This window comes from Aliiroseovarius sp. PTFE2010 (assembly GCF_049943335.1).
Classification (GTDB): Bacteria; Pseudomonadota; Alphaproteobacteria; order Rhodobacterales; family Rhodobacteraceae; genus JBNFVY01.
On sequence record NZ_JBNFVY010000003.1, the window covers coordinates 306,651 to 325,258 of the forward strand.

General features: G+C 61.2%; 15 protein-coding genes. 6 read left to right on the top strand and 9 right to left on the bottom strand.

Features of this window, described 5'->3' with window-relative positions:
* Positions 1 to 55 precede the first annotated feature (55 nt).
* The 4 genes from ACP2AV_RS07535 to ACP2AV_RS07550 all read right to left on the bottom strand — a co-directional run bounded on the left by ACP2AV_RS07535 (position 56) and on the right by ACP2AV_RS07550 (position 4,972).
* On the bottom strand, positions 56 to 1,231 hold the full coding sequence (locus tag ACP2AV_RS07535; RefSeq protein ID WP_426372083.1) for an RsmB/NOP family class I SAM-dependent RNA methyltransferase: 1,176 nt from the start codon (positions 1,229 to 1,231) through the stop codon (positions 56 to 58).
* The gene (locus ACP2AV_RS07540) at positions 1,228 to 2,067 is read right to left on the bottom strand and encodes an MBL fold metallo-hydrolase (RefSeq protein ID WP_426372084.1); all 840 of its coding nucleotides are present in this window, start codon (positions 2,065 to 2,067) and stop codon (positions 1,228 to 1,230) included. Before ACP2AV_RS07540 ends, ACP2AV_RS07535 begins: the two co-directional genes overlap by 4 nt.
* 380 nt (positions 2,068 to 2,447) lie before the next feature.
* On the bottom strand, positions 2,448 to 3,896 hold the full coding sequence (gene guaB, locus ACP2AV_RS07545; protein WP_426372085.1) for an IMP dehydrogenase: 1,449 nt from the start codon (positions 3,894 to 3,896) through the stop codon (positions 2,448 to 2,450).
* A gap of 80 nt (positions 3,897 to 3,976) precedes the next feature.
* Positions 3,977 to 4,972 (bottom strand): tellurium resistance protein, encoded by a 996-nt coding sequence (locus ACP2AV_RS07550; RefSeq protein ID WP_426372086.1) that lies wholly within the window; start codon positions 4,970 to 4,972, stop codon positions 3,977 to 3,979.
* A 502-nt stretch (positions 4,973 to 5,474) separates the two neighbouring features.
* Here ACP2AV_RS07550 and ACP2AV_RS07555 point away from each other — a divergent pair.
* Genes ACP2AV_RS07555 through ACP2AV_RS07565 form a run of 3 tightly spaced genes read left to right on the top strand, consistent with a single transcriptional unit; the run spans position 5,475 to position 8,583 of the window.
* Positions 5,475 to 6,482 (top strand): C4-dicarboxylate TRAP transporter substrate-binding protein, encoded by a 1,008-nt coding sequence (locus ACP2AV_RS07555; RefSeq protein WP_426372087.1) that lies wholly within the window; start codon positions 5,475 to 5,477, stop codon positions 6,480 to 6,482.
* A 57-nt stretch (positions 6,483 to 6,539) separates the two neighbouring features.
* Entirely contained in the window at positions 6,540 to 7,169 is a 630-nt protein-coding gene (locus ACP2AV_RS07560; protein ID WP_426372088.1) for a TRAP transporter small permease subunit, read from the top strand.
* On the top strand, positions 7,162 to 8,583 hold the full coding sequence (locus tag ACP2AV_RS07565; protein WP_426372089.1) for a TRAP transporter large permease: 1,422 nt from the start codon (positions 7,162 to 7,164) through the stop codon (positions 8,581 to 8,583). The genes ACP2AV_RS07560 and ACP2AV_RS07565 overlap by 8 nt, the downstream gene beginning before the upstream one ends.
* Position 8,584: 1 nt before the next feature.
* On the opposite strand, the gene ACP2AV_RS07570 is transcribed toward ACP2AV_RS07565, so the two are convergent.
* From ACP2AV_RS07570 to ACP2AV_RS07590, 5 genes are all read right to left on the bottom strand, one after another.
* Entirely contained in the window at positions 8,585 to 9,691 is a 1,107-nt protein-coding gene (locus ACP2AV_RS07570; RefSeq protein ID WP_426372090.1) for an ABC transporter ATP-binding protein, read from the bottom strand.
* 9 nt (positions 9,692 to 9,700) lie between these two features.
* A complete protein-coding gene (locus tag ACP2AV_RS07575; protein ID WP_426372091.1) occupies positions 9,701 to 11,359 on the bottom strand; it encodes an alpha-amylase family glycosyl hydrolase in 1,659 nt (552 codons plus the stop codon).
* Between the two features lie 8 nt (positions 11,360 to 11,367).
* On the bottom strand, positions 11,368 to 12,507 hold the full coding sequence (locus ACP2AV_RS07580; RefSeq protein ID WP_426372092.1) for a carbohydrate ABC transporter permease: 1,140 nt from the start codon (positions 12,505 to 12,507) through the stop codon (positions 11,368 to 11,370).
* Between the two features lie 15 nt (positions 12,508 to 12,522).
* Positions 12,523 to 13,521 carry a carbohydrate ABC transporter permease gene (locus ACP2AV_RS07585; RefSeq protein WP_426372093.1) on the bottom strand — a complete coding sequence of 333 codons (999 nt, stop codon included), beginning with the start codon at positions 13,519 to 13,521 and terminating at the stop codon, positions 12,523 to 12,525.
* A 61-nt stretch (positions 13,522 to 13,582) separates the two neighbouring features.
* Positions 13,583 to 14,935, bottom strand: a complete 1,353-nt coding sequence (locus tag ACP2AV_RS07590; protein ID WP_426372094.1) for an ABC transporter substrate-binding protein — start codon at positions 14,933 to 14,935, stop codon at positions 13,583 to 13,585.
* A 271-nt stretch (positions 14,936 to 15,206) separates the two neighbouring features.
* On the opposite strand from ACP2AV_RS07590, the gene ACP2AV_RS07595 reads away from it, so the two are divergent.
* From ACP2AV_RS07595 to ACP2AV_RS07605, 3 genes are read left to right on the top strand one after another with little or no spacing between them, the layout of a single operon-like run.
* Positions 15,207 to 16,235: a LacI family DNA-binding transcriptional regulator gene (locus ACP2AV_RS07595; RefSeq protein ID WP_426372095.1), complete on the top strand. Its 1,029-nt coding sequence runs from the start codon at positions 15,207 to 15,209 to the stop codon at positions 16,233 to 16,235.
* A gap of 19 nt (positions 16,236 to 16,254) precedes the next feature.
* Entirely contained in the window at positions 16,255 to 17,583 is a 1,329-nt protein-coding gene (locus ACP2AV_RS07600; protein ID WP_426372096.1) for a GH1 family beta-glucosidase, read from the top strand.
* Positions 17,580 to 18,551, top strand: a complete 972-nt coding sequence (locus ACP2AV_RS07605; RefSeq protein WP_426372097.1) for a glucokinase — start codon at positions 17,580 to 17,582, stop codon at positions 18,549 to 18,551. Before ACP2AV_RS07600 ends, ACP2AV_RS07605 begins: the two co-directional genes overlap by 4 nt.
* Positions 18,552 to 18,608: the final 57 nt, after the last annotated feature.

Below are 18,608 nucleotides of genomic sequence, written 5' to 3' on the forward strand. Positions count from 1 at the left end.
CCTTAACGGCGGATGAAATTACAGAGTTTCCCGCATAGGTTGAGTATGCCTGTCGTCAGCCGCGCGTCAATACCGCTGCAAAGAAACCATCCCCTCCATCGCACGGTGTGAAATGGCGCCGATCGCGCTCTTGCCATTCAGGGTTGTCGCTTAAAAATGCGTCGACCTGACCGTCGTTTTCGGCTTTGAACAGCGAACATGTGGCATAGACCAGCATTCCGCTGGGGCGACAACAACCGGCCGCTTGCTGCAAAACATCACCTTGCAGCGCAACCAATTCGGAAAGGCGGCGCGTATCCAACAGCCATTTGGCCTGGGGCGTGCGACGCCAGGCACCTGATCCGGAACACGGCGCATCGACGAAAACGACATCGTAATCCCCCCCCGGAGACCCCGGCGCGGCGATCGTCACAGGGTCCAAACCGGCCCGACCGGCGCGCATGGGAATATCCGACATGCGACGCGCGTCCACGTCATGCGCGGTCAGGGCGATGTCGTGTTTCGCGCCCATCGCCAAGAGCTTTCCACCGCCCCCCGCGCAATAATCCAGAACCGACATCCCGCTCGACAAGGGCACCATGTCGACAACCGCCTGACTGGCCGCATCCTGCAATTCGACCAACCCCTGCGCGAAGGCCGCTGAATGTGCAATCCGCCGGGAATTGCGCGTCACCTCCAGGGCCGATGGCGACAATGGGTGGGGTTGCGCGTCGATGTCGTCGCGGGCCAGAGCCTCAATTGCCGTGGACACGTCTGTTTTGCGCAGGTTTACCCGCAGGAACACGGGCGCGCGCTGACGCATCAGCCTTAGCACATCGTCGCATTGCGCGCCGAGCGCTTCGTCGAATTTCGGCAACAGCCAGTCCGGGCAATCCAGCTGCACCCCGCGCGGCGCATCTTCCAGGCCCGGGGCCGCCAATTCTTCGGGCCCCAACGGATCAGGCGCGTATTTGTCGCCGGTAAACACCAGCGCCGGATCCTGACCCTTTGCGCGTAAACTGCCAAGGATGACGGCGCGCGCCGTGGGTTGGTGCCCCGCCCCGCCCAGCCAGGCATACGAGCGCTGGCATCGGATGGCGTCGAACACCAGATCCCGGATCGCTGCACGATCCTTGGACCCGGCATAGCGATTGCCCCGCGCCCATCTGGTCAGGCATTTCTCGGCAGGGTCGCCGACCAGGATTTGCTCCAACAGGTCGATCGCCGCGGCATGGCGCGCAGCGGGCGTCAAGTCACGGGAACAAAGGCATAACCGGTGCCCTTGCGCTCGACGCGGCCAAATTTGTTCGGTCCCAGAATGTGCCCGCCAGTAAAGACGACGCCGTCGGACGCCATTTGATCCAGAATTGCCTTGCGTGCGTCGCGCGCCGCATCCGGATCCAGATCGAAACCGATCCCGATTTCAGGGTTGGTCAGTTGCAGGACCTGTGCGTGCACGATGTCAGCCGCAATCAGGGCCTGTGCGTCGCCATCCGATACCCTCAGACCCATGTGTCCGGGCGTGTGGCCGGGCAACGGCATCGCTTCAATCCCGGATGCAATCGTGGCGGCGCCTTTGACGGCCGAGACCTGGTCCCCATAGGCCGACAAAACGGCCGCGGCGACCTGCTGCCAGCCTTCCAATGTTTCGCCCTTGCCCGCGACATTTGCGGGATCGGCCCAGAAATCACGTTCGGCTTCGTTGACCACCACCTCGGCGTTGGTAAACACGGCCGCGCCATCGGCGGTAATCGCACCGGCCACGTGATCGGGATGCATATGGGTAAAGACAAGGCGCGTGATCTCATCGGGCCGGACACCGGCCTTGGCCAGCGTCTCGGGCAAATGTCCGGCCACGGGGCCGAACAAATCGCGCACGCCTGCGTCCACCAGCGTGATTCCATCGCCGCCCTCGATCAGGAACGCGTTGAAATTGGTTTGGATCGCATCGGCATGACAGGCGGCAAGGATCGTGTCTATCTCGTCCTCGGAGGTATTCAGAAATTGCTCGGGCTCAAATTCGGTCGCCCCATCGGTCAAGACTGTGATTGATAACTTTCCAACGTCCAGCCGTACGTTCTGTGTCATGGCTCTCCCTCCTGGTTGCAGCGTTCTTTCCATTTTGCGCGCGCAGCGGCGCGTTGCAAGTGATCCGTGTTCAAATCACTCAGCTCGGCGCTTTACGCCCCCTGTTTCGCTATTGCCCAAGGGTGCGCCAGCGTCGTGGCAGACGGCCAGAGTTTGACCGGCCGGCCTGTTTCGATCGCATTCCCGGCGCTTGCTGTTGACCGGTAAGGGGCGCTCACACAGCCCGAACCTGCGGCCGCCCAGGGCCAGAGCCTTGGGTCTGGGTCAAAGCATTGGGCATGGACCCCAAAAAGTGCCCATCAAAGCATGGTCAAAAAGACCAACAATGCCCAAATGTTCGCCTGAGGTTCCGAGGCGCCCCGTTCGAGCAGTCTGGCCGATCACCCGATCCGGTAGTTCGGGCTTTCGCGCGTGATCTGCACGTCGTGCACATGGCTTTCCTTCAGCCCTGCCCCGGTGATCTTGACGAATTTGCAGTCGCGCCGCATTTCTTCGACCGTAGCGCAACCGGTATAGCCCATTGCGGCGCGAAGTCCGCCGACCAGCTGGTGCACGACGGCGCCTGCGCTGCCCTTGTAGGGCACCTGCCCTTCGATCCCTTCGGGCACCAGCTTGTCACTGGCCGCGTCCTTCTGGAAATACCGATCGGCCGAGCCGCGCGCCATAGCGCCCAGGCTGCCCATGCCGCGGTAGGATTTATAGGACCGGCCCTGCCACAAGATCACCTCGCCCGGGCTTTCATCGGTGCCCGCGATCATGCTGCCAACCATGGCGCAGGACGCGCCCGCCGCGATGGCCTTGGCGAAATCGCCCGAGAACTTGATGCCGCCATCCGCGATAACCGGCACATCGCCTGCGGCGGTTGCGCAATCGGAAATGGCGGTCAGCTGGGGCACGCCCACCCCCGCAACCATCCGCGTGGTGCAGATCGACCCGGGCCCGATGCCCACCTTGACCGCGTCAGCGCCCGCGTCGATCAGCGCCTTGGTTGCATCGGCGGTGGCCACATTGCCGGCGATGATCTGTACGCTGTTCGATAAGTTCTTGGCCCGCGTGACAGCTTCGAGCACACCTTGCGAATGCCCGTGCGCCGTATCCACCACCACAATGTCCACGCCCGCGTCGATCAGGGCTTCGGCGCGCTCGAACCCGGATTCCCCGACCCCGGTGGCCGCCGCTACCCGCAAGCGGCCCAATTCGTCCTTGCAGGCGGTGGGGTTCAGAACGGCTTTTTCGGTATCCTTCAGCGTCAGCAGACCGGTCAGTTTGCCGTTCTTGTCGGTCACCAGCAGTTTTTCGATCCGGCGCGACTTCATCAGGCTGATCGCTTCATCGCGGTCAGCCGGTTCGCGCAAGATGGCCAGATTGTCTTGTGTCATCATCACCTTGACGGGGGTATCGTCATGTTCGGCGAACCGCATGTCGCGGTTGGTCACGATGCCCACGACACGGTGCTGTTCATCGACGACCGGAAAGCCACTGAAACCGTAGCGTTCCGTCAACGCCTTGGCATCCGCCAGCGTCTGATCGGGCGTCAGGGTGATCGGGTTGTAGACGATCCCGCTTTCGAACCGTTTGACACGCCGCACTTCGCGGGCCTGCTCCTGTATGTCCAGGTTCTTGTGAATCACGCCGATCCCGCCCGCCTGAGCCATGGCGATGGCCATCCGCGCTTCGGTCACCGTATCCATGGCCGAAGACAAGAGCGGGATGTTCATCGCGATATCGCGGGTCACCTTGGTGCGCGTGTCAGCCGTGCTGGGCAACACACTAGAGGCGCCGGGAACAAGCAGAACATCATCAAAAGTGAGGGCCTCGCGAATCTCCATGGGAGTACTCCTGAGATGGCTTCGTTTGGCACGTCCCTATCTCATGCATTCGCGGCGGGGGAAAGCCCTAAAAGCGGGGCTCAAGCCGTCGCCGCATTCGTGGCCACGGCCAGCGCCCCTTTGGCCCAGAGCTGCATGATCTTGAACAAGATCGCCGCAACGGCCAGCGTCGCCGCCACCAGCATCACCCCGGCCAGAACAGCCGACCAGTGGCCCAGGGTGGCAGCGTTGACAAAGACCGCGTTGGTGATGGCCGCCTTGGGAAATGTAAAGGCGCCCCAGAGCGCACTGAACCCCGCCTTGGTCATCCATCGCCCATTGATGAGGAACAGCGCCAGCAACCCCAGCCCAAGCACCGCAAAGACCGCGCCCATCACCGCGTACCCAAGTAACCCCGACACCGTGGCAAACAGGGCAACAGGGGCCAAATGGATGGCCAGCAGCGGACGCAGCGGCGGCGGCACGTCGTCTTGCACAAACTGGCGCGCACTGATCACCCAGATCAGGATCGCGACCGGTAGCGTCATGGCGTGAATGGCCTGCGACAGCCCCACCCACCCTAACGGGATCGCGGCAAGCGGGGCCACGATAAACCCCACGAACGTCAGGTGCCAGACGGGCGTCACCCTGCGCTGCACCGCTGGCCCGGTGGTCAGAACGCGAAGCACCGAAAGCGCCACAATGGTATGCCCGATAAGCGCCAGCACCAGCACCGCCCTGGCCAGCCCCGGAGCAACCGGCACAAGCGCGACAGCGAAAAGCATCATCGTCATGGTGCTGGCCGACATCCCCGCCCGACCCGGCAGAATTTTCAGATCGTCCAGAAGGACCGACGGACGGCGCGCCAATTTGCTCAGCATTGCAACAGCGGCAAATACGAACAGCAGCGACAGCGCGCCTAACAGCATTTCGCCGATCCATTCGGGCGCTCCAAGCCTTTGGCCAGCCAACCGCCACCCTTGCCCGACGCCAAATGCCCCCAATATTGCCGGAAAGATCGCGGGCGGCGTGCGCGCCCACAGCCCTGGGCGCGATTGCGCCTGAAAGGCGGGTGGCTGTTTGCTCGGCTGGCTCATGGCGTCCTCTTGGAGTTAATCACATTCACCTTATTGCATCTGATGCGCAGCGTGACCAGCCCCGCGCGCCAGCCAACAGGTTTCGCTGCGCCTTGTACAAAAAGGGCCGTGTCGCTGTCCGCGGCGGCCATGACCACACCCTGGGCGCGAAAGGAATCTACCCTGCCCTGACCGCCAGGTAAATGGCCGCTACCAGCCCGGTCGTTTGCGTACGAACGATAGTTTGGTCCCTGGTCGCCCCCATTCGAACGCGCACCGTGTTTGCCATCGATCCACAGCCGGTCATAGCCCGCAGGCGGCGCAATTTCCGCCGCCACAGGGCCGGCCGTGACCGGAATGAACCCGCCATCTGGGCGTCGCCCGCGCCCAATGCGCTTGGGAATTCGTTTGACATGACCCGTCAGCTATTTCGCCCAGCGAAAATAAATTTCAATTGACCCATTCTGAAGCACCGTTAGGCTTTCACCAATGGGATCGAAACAAGACCCTAGGGAGGACCCCAATGAAAAATATTCTGAAAACCTGCACACTTGGTGCGATTGCGCTCGGCTTTGCCGCCCAAGCGTCGGCCACGGAATGGAATGCCAGCGTCTGGGGCAAGCGGCGCGCCTTTACCGAACATGTCGAAAAATTGGCCGAACTGGTCAGCGAAAAGACAAACGGCGAATTTACCATCAATATCGGGTACGGCACGCTGTCAAAAAACACTGAAAATCTGGACGGGATTTCAATCGGCGCATTCGAAATGGCCCAGTTCTGTGCCGGTTATCATGCCGACAAGAACCCGACCCTGACCGTGTTGGAACTGCCTTTTCTGGGCGTCAGCACCCTGGACGAAGAAGTGGCCGTTTCGAACGCAGTCTACAATCACCCCGCGACCAAGGCTGATTTGGCCCGCTGGAATGCGACGGTGCTGATGCCGACGCCCATGCCCCAGTACAACATTGTGGGCACCGGCGCGCCGCGCGATACGCTCGAAAAATTCGACGGCATGCGCGTGCGCGCCACGGGCGGGCTGGGCAAGGCGTTTGCTGCGGTGGGCGCGGTGCCTACGTCGGTTACGGCGACCGAAGCCTACAACGCGATTGAATCGGGGGTCGTGGATACGGTGTCCTTTGCCCAGCATGCCCACCAGGCCTTTCGCACCATCGATATCGCCGACTGGTGGACGAGCAACCTGAACCCCGGCACGGTGAACTGCCCCGTGGTGGTCAACACCGACGCCTACCAGGCCCTGTCAGATGCAGAGCGCGAGGCGCTCGACAGTTCTGTCGCCGAGGCTCTGGACCACTATATCGACAACTACACCACCAACGTCCTGGCCACCTGGGACAAGTTTTTGGAAGAACAGGGCAAGACCGTGGTCGAAATCCCGCAATCCGAAATCGCCAAATTCCGCGAAGTTGCGGCGAGCCCGATCCGCGACGACTGGATCAAGACGATGGAAGCGCAGGGCATTCCGGGCCAAGAGCTGTATGACCTGGTGCAATCCACCCTGAGCGAGAACTGAGCCAACCCCGCGCCCCGCGTGTCGCGCGCGGGGCGCCGCTTTACGATCAGGTGATGCATGTCTCATTCCCCAGTTCTGAGCGACGACAGCGCGGTCAGCCGCGTCGACCGGGCATTGTTGCGGCTGGAAGAGTTCATGAACCTGTTGGCGGGGATCACGATCTTTGCGTTGGTGGCACTGGCGGTGGTTCATGTCCTTTCGCGCAAGTTTTTTAACGCGCCGGTCCCCGGCTATGTTGACTGGACCCAGCAATTCATGGTGCTTTTTGCCTTTCTGGGGCTGGCCTATTGCCAGCGTGAGGGCGGGCACATCCGTATGGACATCGTGATTGGCCGGCTCAAACACCGGCCATTGTGGATCGCCGAATTCTTGTCGATCCTGATCATGCTGATTATCACCACCGCCTTGATTTACGGGACATATTTCCACTTCGAGCGCAGTTTCGATGTGACCAAGCCGCTCTGGTCATCGGACAGTTCCATCGACATCGCCCTGCCCCTTTGGCCCGCCAAACTGGTGGTGACAATTTCGATGGTCGTGCTCTGGTTGCGCCTGTGGGTGCAACTTTGGGGGTTTGGCCGGGCCATCCGCCGGAACGATGACCGCCCCGTCGCCGTCCCCATCGTGATGGGCGCCGCCGAGCAAGCCATGGCCGAAGCAGAGGGCGTCGAGAGCGGCAATGGATAGTCTGATCGACATGAAGGCGCTGCTGGACGGCGTCGATATTTTCAACGTGTCCTTGTGGTTGTCGGGCCTGCTGCTGGTTCTGGTCATCATCGGGGTGCGGGTGGCCTTTGCCACAGCCTTTATCGGTTTTGTCGGGCTGTGCCTGTTCTTCATGCAAAAGCAAGGGTTCGACAAAGGGCTGGTCACGGCCATGAAACTGGCAGGCCAGGTCCCCCATTCCAAATCCACGCAGTATTCCCTGTCTCTGATCCCGACGTTCATCCTGATCGGGTATCTGGCCTATTACGCGGGCCTGACGCGCTATCTGTTCGAGGCCGCCAAACGATGGGTCGGATGGGTGCCCGGGGGGCTGGGCGTGGCCACGGTTTTTTCGACTGCGGGGTTTGCCGCGGTGTCGGGCGCATCGGTCGCGACCTCGGCCGTTTTTGCCCGTATCGCGATCCCCGAAATGCTGAAAGAAGGCTATGACAAACGCTTTGCCGCCGGGGTGGTGGCGGCGGGGGGCACGTTGGCCTCGCTCATCCCGCCGTCGGCCATATTGGTGATCTACGCCATTATCGTGGAACAATCCGTCGGAAAACTGCTGCTGGCCGGGTTCCTGCCGGGGGCGGTTTCGGCGGTGATCTATGCGGCGCTGGTGATCGGATTGGCCACATGGCGCAAGGATCTGGGCCCGCCGGTGGGCGGGTTCACATGGGCCGAGCGGTTCCAGTCCTTGCCCGGCACGCTTCCGATCATTCTGGTGGTCGCGATCATCGTCTATTCGATCTACTTCGGCTGGGCGACACCCACCGAGGCCGGGGCATTGGGGGCTTTCGTGGTGTTGGTCATGGCGCTGTGGCAAGGCATGAAATGGGGCCAGATGCGCGGCGCGCTGATGGAGGCGGCAAAGCTGACCGTGATGATCTTTACCATGATCTGGGGCGTTTTGATCTATGTCCGGTTCCTGGGATTCGCGCAGCTACCTTCGGCCTTTGCCGACTGGATCGGCGGGCTGGACCAACCCGCCTATGTCACGCTGTTGATCATTCTGGGCGCTTACGTGGTGCTGGGCATGTTCATGGATGCCATCGGGATGCTGATCCTGACGCTGCCGATCACCTTTCCAGCCGTCATGGCGCTGAATGGCGGGGCCAACGTGACCGCCGACGCCAGCGCGCTTGGCATGTCGGGCGATCAATGCGCGATCTGGTTCGGGATCATCGTGGTGAAGATGGCAGAGCTGTGCCTGATCACACCGCCCATAGGGCTCAACTGCTTTGTTGTGGCGGGCGTGGCGCAGGACGCGCGCATGCCGATCAGCGTACAGGACGTATTCCGGGGGGCCACGCCGTTCTTCATCGCCGATGTGGTGACGGTGGCGGTGCTGATCGCGTTTCCGGGGATCGTGCTCTGGTTGCCAAGCCTGCTCTAGATCAGGCGCCCCCTTGCGCGCGGTAAAGCAAGGATTTGCCGCCAGCAAACAGGTGCACCTTGCCGGGGGCCGCGTTCAGACGCACCAACCCGCCGCGTTTGTCCTGATGAATGCCGGGCAATTTGGCGACTACCGGATCGCGCCCGCGCTCGGCCTCGAAATAGAGCAGCGTCACTTCGCCGAGCGCCTCGGTGATGTTGACCTTGCCGTCATAAAGATAGGCATCGCCATCCGCCGCGACCAGATCCTCAGGCCGCACACCCACATTGACCTTCAGGCCCATGTCGCCCGGCGTCGTCGGCACATCCGACACCGCGATACCTTCACCGTCCAACCTGACGGTGGTTTGCGCGCCCGTTTCGATCACCTCGCCGGGCAGCAGGTTCATGGCGGGCGACCCGATGAATTGCGCGACAAATTCGTTCTCGGGGCGTTCATAGAGGTCCAACGGCGTGCCGACCTGGGCAATTCCCTTGTTCGCCAAGACCACGATGCGGCTGGCAAGTGTCATCGCCTCGACCTGATCGTGGGTCACGTAAATCATGGTCGAATTCGGCATCGCTTCCTTCAGCTGTGCGATCTCGATCCGCGTGGCGACCCGCAGCGCCGCATCGAGGTTCGAAAGCGGCTCATCGAACAGGTACACCTTGGGGTCGCGCACGATTGCCCGCCCGATCGCAACCCTCTGCCTTTGGCCGCCTGAAAGCGCCTTGGGCAACCGGTCCAGGTAGTCACCCAGTTGCAGGATGTTTGCCGCGCGGGTCACCGCGGCGTTGATCTCATCCTTTGATTTTCCAGCGATCTTGAGAGCGAAGGCCATGTTGTCGCGCACGGTCATGTGCGGATAGAGCGCATAACTCTGGAATACCATGGCGATGCCGCGCTGCGCGGGCGGGACGTCGTTCATGCGTTGCCCGTCGATTTCAAGCGTGCCGCCGGTTACCTTTTCCAGACCCGCGATCATGCGCAGCAGGGTGGATTTCCCGCATCCCGACGGGCCGACAAAGACGATCAGCTCGCCGGTTTTGATCTCCAGGTTGATGTTGTTCAGGACGTTGATCTTGCCCGCGTAGGTCTTTTCGACATCCGTCAGTTTCAGATCAGCCATTGCGTTCCCCTACCCTTCGGCCCGTAGCAGCAACACCGGCTGCCATGGCCCCAAATGGATTTGCCCATCGGCACCGGCATGTGCCGCGTTCAATTCGCCGCCAACAGCGTGCCATGTGCCGGGCGGGGCGTCGATACTGGCCGGGTGATCGGACAGGTTGAAGGCGCAGAAGATCTCTTCGTCTGCACTGGCCCGGCGAAACGACAACACATCGCCCGTGACCGTTGTCGGCGTCTGTTCCCCCTTGGCCAAGGCCTCGTGGGCATGGCGAAATGCGATGGCGCGCCGGTAATGATGGAGCAGCGATGCCGGGTCCTCTTCGGATTGCGCCACCGACATCTGCGTGTGTTCAGTTGGAACCGGCAGCCAGGTGTGCGGCGCGTCGGAAAACCCTGCGTGATGGTTGGACTGCTCCCAGACCATGGGCGTGCGGCACCCGTCACGGCCCTTGAACTCGGGCCAGAAGCGGATGCCATATGGGTCCTGCAGATCATCAAAGGCAAGGTCCGCTTCGGGCAGGCCCAGTTCTTCGCCCTGATAAATACAGGCCGATCCGCGCAGGCACATCATCAGCGTGGTAAAGACACGGGCCGCGGCATGCGTCAGCCCCCAGCGGGTAACATGACGTACCACGTCGTGGTTGGAATAGGCCCAGCAAGCCCAGCCGCCACGCGCAAGCGTGTCCACTTTCGTCATGACATCGTCGATATAGGCCGCTGTGGGTCGGTCGCCCGATAGCAATTCGAACGCATAACACATGTGCATCAGGCTATCGCCGGCGGTATATTCGCCCATGATTTCCAACCCGCGCTGCGCATCGCCCACCTCGCCCACGGCGGCGGCATTGTAGGGCTGCATGACCGCGCGCAGCCGGCGCAGAAACGCCAGGTTTTCGGGCCGGTTCTTGTCGTATAAATGGTCCTGCCAGTTATAGGGGTTCACCGCCGGCGCGATCGTGGCGTTGCGCTGTTCGGGGGGTAACGCGGGATTGTCGCGCAACGCGGCGTCGCAAAAATAGAAGTTGATCGTGTCCAGACGGAACCCGTCGACCCCCCGATCAAGCCAGAACCTGGCCACGTCCAGCAACGCGTCCTGCACCTCCGGTTCATGGAAATTCAGATCGGGCTGCTCGGCCAGGAAATTATGCAGATAGTACTGGCAGCGGCGCGTGTCCCACTGCCACGCGCTGCCACCAAAAATCGACAACCAGTTGTTGGGCGCTGTCCCGTCGGGTTTGGCATCGGCCCAGACGTACCAGTTCGCCTTGGGATTGTCTTTCGATGCGCGGCTTTCGACAAACCACGGGTGCTGGTCTGATGTGTGCGAAAGCACAAGATCGATCATTACCTTGAGACCATAGCGATGCGCCGTTTCGATCACCGCATCGAAATCGGCCAGCGTGCCGAACATCGGATCGACATCGCAGTAATCGCGCACGTCGTAGCCGAAATCCTTCATGGGCGACGTGAAAAACGGCGATATCCACACAGCGTCAACCCCGAGCGAGGCGATATAGGGCAGCCGGTTCACGATCCCCAACAAATCACCCACACCGTCGCCGTTGCTGTCCTGATAGCTGCGCGGATAGATCTGGTAGATCACCGCGCCGCGCCACCAGTCGGCGTCCTTTGCCAATACGTTCGAGTCGGGTTTTACCTGTAGAGTCATAAGGGTCCTTACTTGACCGAACCGGCCAGAAGGCCGCGTACGAGAAAGCGTTGCAATGCGAAGAAGACCGCCAACGGAACGGCGATCGAAACAAAGGCCGATGCGGCGAGGATCTCCCATTCTCCGCCGCGCGAGCCCATCAGGTTCACCAACCGGCCCGTAAGCACCAAGGTGTCGTCGTCGGTGCCCAGAAACACCAGCGCCACCAGCAGATCGTTCCATGTCCACAGGAACTGGAATATCGCGAAACTGGCCAGCGCCGGGAAGGACAGCGGCAGGATGATCCGGGTAAAGATCTGGAATTCGGTCGCGCCGTCGACCCGCGCGTTTTCGATCACGTCCCTGGGCAAGCCGACCATGTAGTTACGCAAAAGATAGACTGCCAACGGCAGGCCGAACCCGGTGTGTGCCAGCCAGACGCCCAGATAGCCCTTGCCGATGCCCACCGCGTTGTGCAGTTGCAACAGCGGGATCAGGGCCAGTTGTAGCGGAACAACCAGTAGCGCGACGACAAAGGCCACAAGAAGCGCGCGGCCCTTGAAGTCCATCCAGGCCAGCGCGTAGGCGGCAAAGGCGGCAATCAGGATGGGAATGATCGTGGCGGGAATGGCGACAGTGGCTGTATTGATGAACGCCTGCCCTACCCCCGCCGTGGCGGTCGAGCTGAACAGCACGTTGCGGTAGTTGTCGAGCGTGAATTCAGGCGGGGTTTCTGCGGTGCTGAAAATACGCGGCAGGCGCACATCATCAAAGGGCGCAGGGCTGGCCAGCCGGTAGGCGCCAGTTTCATCCACGCTCAGCGTCCAGTCGTTTTTCAACGTGGCCACGTCACCGGGACCATAGGCTTCGGGCGCGCGTGACGACGTCCCCCAGGCCGATACGGTGGCGTCCTGCCCGGCGAACAAGTCGCCCGTGATCACGTAAAGGTCGCCGTCCCGGCGCGGCTCACCCGCGACCCGGATCGCAGGCACCTGGCGTTCTTGGGTGGTCAGCGCCGACCACCACCCCGAGGCTGAAATCTGCTCGCCCGTGCGAAAAGATGACACCAGCAGGCCCACAGTGGGAAACAGCCAGAGCGCCACAAGCAGCACGACCGAAATATGCACCGCCCACTGAAGCGAGGATTTGGTTCCGGCGATATTGTCCATATCTCTGCCCCTCGCTCAGCGCATTTCACGGCGCGCATTGCGCACGTTCCAGATCAGGATCGGCAGCACCAGCAACATGATCACCATCGCCGCAGCCGATCCCACGCCCCAGTCGAAGGACCGGAACATCTTGTCATACATGTAGTTGGCCAGAACCTGCGTTTCCCATTGCCCGTTGGTCATGGCGAACACGATGTCGAATACCTTGAGCACCACCAGGGTGATCGTGGTCCAGACCACTACGATGGTTGGCATGATCTGCGGCACCTTGATCTTGAAGAAAATCTGCCAGGGCGATGCCCCGTCGACGATGGCCGCCTCGACCGTTTCTTCGGGAATGCCGCGCAGGGCCGCTGACAGGATCACCATGGCAAAGCCGGTCTGGATCCAGATCAGCACAACCATCAGCAGAAAGTTGTTCCAAGGTGTAATGGTCAACCAAGTGTGCGGCTCGCCCCCCAGGGCGACCACGACCGCGTTCAGGATACCGATCTGCTCACTGCCTTCGGGGCGATAATCATAGACCAGTTTCCAGATCACCGACGCGCCGACAAAGGAAATCGCCATCGGCATGAAAATCAGCGATTTGGCGATATTCCCCCACCGGATACGATCGGTCAGTTGCGCGGCCAGCAATCCAAAGCCCGTGGACAAGGCCGGCACAACGATCAGCCAGAACACGTTGTTGCGCATCGCCTCCCAGAATTCGGGATCCGCGGCCATGGCGGTGTAGTTGTCCAGGCCCACAAAGGCCCCGCCCTGGTCCCGGTCTGTCAGCGAAAGCCAGAGCGTCGCAACCACCGGGTAGGCCAGGTAAAGTGTCAGCGCGAAAAGCGCTGGAAACAGGAACAGCCAGGGGCGGATCAGGTTGGCGCGGTTGATGTTGCGCCCGGCATTCGGCCCTTTGGGGGGAAACAACACACGGTCAAGCGCGATGTTCGACAGCCAGAAATAGCCGACGCATCCGCCAACACCCAGAATGATGATGACCAAACCCTGCACGACCGGTGGCATGTTGTCCCCTCTCTGAAACCAAAACCCGGCCCGGAGCGAACCGGACCGGGCAACGGGCGCGTTACTTCAGCGCGTCCCAGCTCTGTTGGATATCAGCGGCCACTTCGGCGGCAGGTTTGCCGCCCGCATAGTTCACCATACCCGTCCAGAATGACCCGGCGCCGACGCCTGCCGGCATCAGATCGGACCCGTCAAAGCGGAACGTGGTCGCTTCCAGCAGGATCTGGCCCATTTTCTTGAGCGTTCCGTCACCGTAAAGGTCGGTGTTGACGGCCGTGTAGGGCGTCAGGAACCCGGTCTGGGCCATCCAGACCTCATGCGCGATCGGCGTCTTGAGGAATTCGATCAACGCATCGCCAACCTCGTTTTCGGTCATCTGGAAGAACAGCGTACCTGCCCCCAGAACCGGATTGCCAAGGTCCTGCCCTTCGTAAGCGGGCATATAGAAGAAATCTGCATCCACACCCATTTGCGTCCCTTTTGGGAAAAAGGACGGGATGAACGAGGCCTGGTGATGCAGGTAGCACTGCGGCGGCGAGGCAAAGAGACCCTGGGGGCTGTCACGGAAGTCGGTCGATGCGACTGCACCGCGCCCACCCGCCACGCGGCCGTCTTCGATGAACCAGCCAAATTCTTCAATCGCGCCGATCACAGCGGGATCGGTGAACGGGATTTCGTTGGTCACCCAAGCGTCATAGGTTTCCGGTGGCTGGGTGCGCAGCATCATGTCTTCGACCCAATCGGTGGCAGGCCAACCAGTGGCGCCGCCCGATCCCAAACCGATACACCACGGCGTTTCGCCTTCGGCAACGATCTGCTCGGTCAGCGCCTTGAGATCTTCCATCGTCTCAGGCACCTCATAGCCGGCGTCCTCAAAGTTTTCGGGCACGTACCAGACCAATGATTTCACATCGATCTTGTACGGGAAGGCATAGAGACGGTCCGTGCCGTCGGGTCCGCGAAAGGTGCCCAGCGACACCCAGCTGTCGCCCGCTGCATAGTTTTCACCAAGCCAGGTCTGGGTGTCTTCGCCCAGCGGCTGAATGAATCCCTTGGACACAAGGTTCTGGATCAGTCCTGGCTGCGGCAGGATGCCAACGTCCGGCGGGCTGCCCGCTTCGGCGTCGATCACGATCTGCTGCTCGTAGCTTTCGGACGACGCATAGTTCACGCTCGCCCCGGTCGCGGCCTCGAAATAGGCCACAACGCCTTCAAACAATACCTGGTCTTCGCCGCGCCACGGGCCGAACACATTGACCGTCTTGCCGGACAGATCATGCGCATCGGCAAACGCGGTGTAGCTGTCCCAGTTGAAATCGCCGTCACCCGGTGTGAATGGCATGTGGCTTTCGCCATGGGCCGCGCCCGCGATCAGCGCAAAAGACGCCGCCCCTGCAAGCAAGTTGTGTTTCATCAATCTTCCTCCCGTTTTAAGAGTATCGCCCGGACCAAGAAAACTAAAACCCAAATTCACTTCCAAAGCGCTTTGAATGGCGCTAGACTGAGTGGAAACGGTTTTGTTGTCAATTGACAGTAGCGTACGCAGGCCAAATTTCCACCCCAGATTGACCCGCAGGTCAACCGCCCGGGCCGCGTTTGCAGCCATGTCATTGCAGCACTGTCGTTGCCCGCAAGGCGCAAATTGCCACCCCGATGTCGGGAAGAACAGGTGCGATGTTACTGTCATGAATTTGAAAGAACTTTCAGCCGCTCTGGGACTGTCGCAAACGACGGTCAGCCGTGCGTTGAATGGATATCCCGAGGTGTCCGAAGCCACCCGCAAACGCGTTCGAGAGTTCGCCAAAGCGCATAATTACCGCCCCAACCTGCGCGCCAAGCAGTTGGCCACGGGCCGCACCATGGCCATCGGGCATGTGATCCCGACATCGGGCAAGCACGAGATCGTCAACCCGATCTTTGCCGATTTCATATCCGGGGCCGGCGAAGTTTATAGCGAAAATGGCTATGACTTGCTGTTGTCGGTGGTACGCGATGACGAACAGGAACAAACCTATCGCGATCTGGCCCAACGCGGCGCTGTCGACGGGGTGGTGATCCACGCGCCCGAGCAGAACGACCCGCGCATCGCTTATCTGGAAGACATTGGCGTTCCCTTTGCGGTGCACGGACGGGCGGGCCAGCAGTCACCCGATTATTGCTGGGTCGATGTCGATAATTACGGCGCGATCCGCCTGGCAACGGACCACCTTTTGGATCTTGGGCACACGCGCATTGCCTTGCTGAACGGCATTGAAACGATCGACTTTGCCCAGCAACGCCGGCGCGCGTTTTGCGACGCGCTGGAAGCGCGCGGTCTGCACCCCGATCCAGACATCATGTTCGCCGGCGAAATGACCGAATACGAAGGCTATCGCAACGCGCGGGCCTGCCTTGACCATCCCAACCCGCCCACGGCCATTATTGCGTCATCCATCATCATGACGATTGGCGTGCGCAGGCTTGTTCAGACGCGCGGATTGTCACTTGGAACCGATGTGTCGCTTGTGACGTATGACGATGATCTGAGCTATTTGCGAAACGGCATCGAACAGCCGATCTACACTGCCGTCAAAAGCTCGGTCCGCGAGGCCGGGTCGATCTTGGCGCAGAACTTGTTAAAGACGATCCATGACCAGTCGGCCCCGCGCCCCAACCATCTGCTGAGCGCCGAGCTGATCATCGGCCAGACGACCGGTCCCTGCGTTACGTCCTGACTGAAAGGGTGCTCTTGCCATGCCGCTGACACGTTCCGACTTTCCTGACGGTTTCCTGTTCGGCGCAGCGACAGCCGCCTACCAGATCGAAGGACACGGGTTCGGCGGGGCCGGCCCCACCCATTGGGACAGCTTCGCAGCCACCATGGGCAACGTCAAAGGGGGCGAAGACGGCGCCGTCGCCTGTGACCATTACCATCGCTGGCAACAGGATCTGGACCTGCTGCGCGACGCTGGTATGGATGCCTATCGCTTTTCCACCAGCTGGGCGCGCGTTCTGCCCGAGGGGCGCGGCGCGCTGAACCCTGAAGGCATCGCGTTTTATGACCGTTTGGTCGATGGGATGCTGGAACGTGGGCTGAAACCCATCCACACCTTGTACCATTGGGAAATGCCATCGACGCTTGCAGACTTGGGCGGCTGGACAAATCGCGACGTGGCGGGCTGGTTTGGCGACTACGTCGAGGTGATCGACGACGCCATCGGGGACCGCGTCCATCAGATCGCCACGATCAATGAACCTTGGTGCGTTGCTTACCTGTCCCACTTCCTTGGGCTGCATGCCCCCGGCCTGCGCGACATCCGTGCAGCGGCCCGTGCCATGCATCATGTGCTGCTGGCGCATGGCGAAGCGATGACCCGCTTGCGCGCCAGGGGGCGCGATAATCTGGGGATCGTGCTGAATTTCGAATACGCGCAACCTGCCGGCAACAGCCCTGCAGATCTGGCCGCCGCCGCCACGGCCGATGCGATTTTCAACCGTTGGTTCATCCAGGCGATCACGCACGGCACCTACCCGGACGAGGCGATGGAAGGCTTTGCCCCCCATATGCCGCAGGGCTGGCAGAACGATATGGCCACGATCCAGCAACCGCTGGACTGGCTGGGGGTCAATTATTACACGCGCCATATCTACGCCGCCGATCCGGCCGCGCCCACCTGGCCGCGGACCCGCGAAGTGCCTGGCCACCTGGCCACCACGCAAATGGGCTGGGAAATCTACCCCGAAGGGTTGCACCATTTCTTGACATGGCTGGCGCAAAACTACGTGGGCGATCTGCCGCTCTTCGTGACGGAAAACGGCATGGCGCGGGACGACCGGGTTGAAAACGGCAAAGTCTTTGATCCTGAACGTATGGACTTTATCCAGCGCCATCTTGGCGCGATGCACAAGGCCATTGGCGATGGGGCCAATCTCAGGGGGTTTTTCTACTGGTCCTTGCTTGACAATTATGAATGGGCCGAAGGTTATGACAAACGGTTTGGCATCGTTCACGTCGATTACCAGACACAAGTGCGAACGCCCAAGGCGTCCTACTCTATGCTGAAGGATCTGATTGCGAAGTGACCCACCCGGAAAACACCCTGTCTTTGGTCGCGGACATCGGCGGCACCAACACGCGCGTCGCCCTTGCCGATGGGACCCGCATTTTGCCTTCCACCATCCGCCGCTATTCCAACGCCGCCTTTCCGGGGTTGGAAACCGCCCTGCGCCAATACATCTCGGACGAAGGCGACGTGGACTGCAAGGCGGCCTGCGTCGCCATCGCGGGGCCAGTGCGCGACGGGGTCGGGTCGATGACAAACCTGGATTGGAGCTTTGACCGCGACACGGTCGCGCGGGCCACGCGGGCCGAACATTGCAACATCCTGAATGATCTGCAGGCTCAGGGCCATGCGCTTGGCCATGTTGATCCTGCAAATATCCGCGAAATTGTTGCCGCCAACACACAGGCATCGCCCGGCGCGGCGCAGATCGTGATTGGCGTCGGGACCGGGTTCAATATGGCCCCAGTCTATAACGCCGAGTCCGGACGCCTGGTCACCCCATCCGAAGCCGGCCACGCCAACCTTCCCATCCGCACCGAAGCCGAGCTACGCCTGTGCCAATACGTATCGACCGCGCATGGTTTTCCGGCCGTCGAAGATGTGCTGTCGGGCCGCGGCCTGGAACGTGTCTACCGGTTTCTGGGGCACGAAGCCGGGGACGAACGCGAAATCGACGCGAAAGCCATCATGGCCACGCTCGACACCAAGAGCGATCCGCGGGCGATCGAGGCGGTGCGCCTTTTCATTCGAATCCTGGGCACCGTGGCCGGCAACCTGTCGTTGATCCAACTGCCATTCGGCGGGGTCTATCTGGTCGGCGGCGTCGCGCGTGCCATGACGCCCTACCTGAGCGAATTCGGGTTCGTCGACGCCTTTCGCGACAAGGGCCGCTTTGCAGGTTTCATGCAAAATTTCCCGATTTACGTGATCGAAGACGACTACGCAGCGCTCATCGGGTGCGCCGCGTATCTGGACCACAGAACCTGATTTCGGAAAAATTTTCGTCCGTAACCCAGTCTTAACGCAATCGCCCCTAAACACGTC

Coding starts and splice junctions, on each gene's coding strand:
- ACP2AV_RS07540 (WP_426372084.1), bottom strand. CDS start 2,067: ATGACACAGAACGTACGGCTGGACGTTGGAAAGTTATCAATCACAGTC.
- guaB (WP_426372085.1), bottom strand. CDS start 3,896: ATGGAGATTCGCGAGGCCCTCACTTTTGATGATGTTCTGCTTGTTCCC.
- ACP2AV_RS07550 (WP_426372086.1), bottom strand. CDS start 4,972: ATGAGCCAGCCGAGCAAACAGCCACCCGCCTTTCAGGCGCAATCGCGC.
- ACP2AV_RS07555 (WP_426372087.1), top strand. CDS start 5,475: ATGAAAAATATTCTGAAAACCTGCACACTTGGTGCGATTGCGCTCGGC.
- ACP2AV_RS07560 (WP_426372088.1), top strand. CDS start 6,540: ATGTCTCATTCCCCAGTTCTGAGCGACGACAGCGCGGTCAGCCGCGTC.
- ACP2AV_RS07565 (WP_426372089.1), top strand. CDS start 7,162: ATGGATAGTCTGATCGACATGAAGGCGCTGCTGGACGGCGTCGATATT.
- ACP2AV_RS07570 (WP_426372090.1), bottom strand. CDS start 9,691: ATGGCTGATCTGAAACTGACGGATGTCGAAAAGACCTACGCGGGCAAG.
- ACP2AV_RS07575 (WP_426372091.1), bottom strand. CDS start 11,359: ATGACTCTACAGGTAAAACCCGACTCGAACGTATTGGCAAAGGACGCC.
- ACP2AV_RS07580 (WP_426372092.1), bottom strand. CDS start 12,507: ATGGACAATATCGCCGGAACCAAATCCTCGCTTCAGTGGGCGGTGCAT.
- ACP2AV_RS07585 (WP_426372093.1), bottom strand. CDS start 13,521: ATGCCACCGGTCGTGCAGGGTTTGGTCATCATCATTCTGGGTGTTGGC.
- ACP2AV_RS07590 (WP_426372094.1), bottom strand. CDS start 14,935: ATGAAACACAACTTGCTTGCAGGGGCGGCGTCTTTTGCGCTGATCGCG.
- ACP2AV_RS07595 (WP_426372095.1), top strand. CDS start 15,207: ATGAATTTGAAAGAACTTTCAGCCGCTCTGGGACTGTCGCAAACGACG.
- ACP2AV_RS07600 (WP_426372096.1), top strand. CDS start 16,255: ATGCCGCTGACACGTTCCGACTTTCCTGACGGTTTCCTGTTCGGCGCA.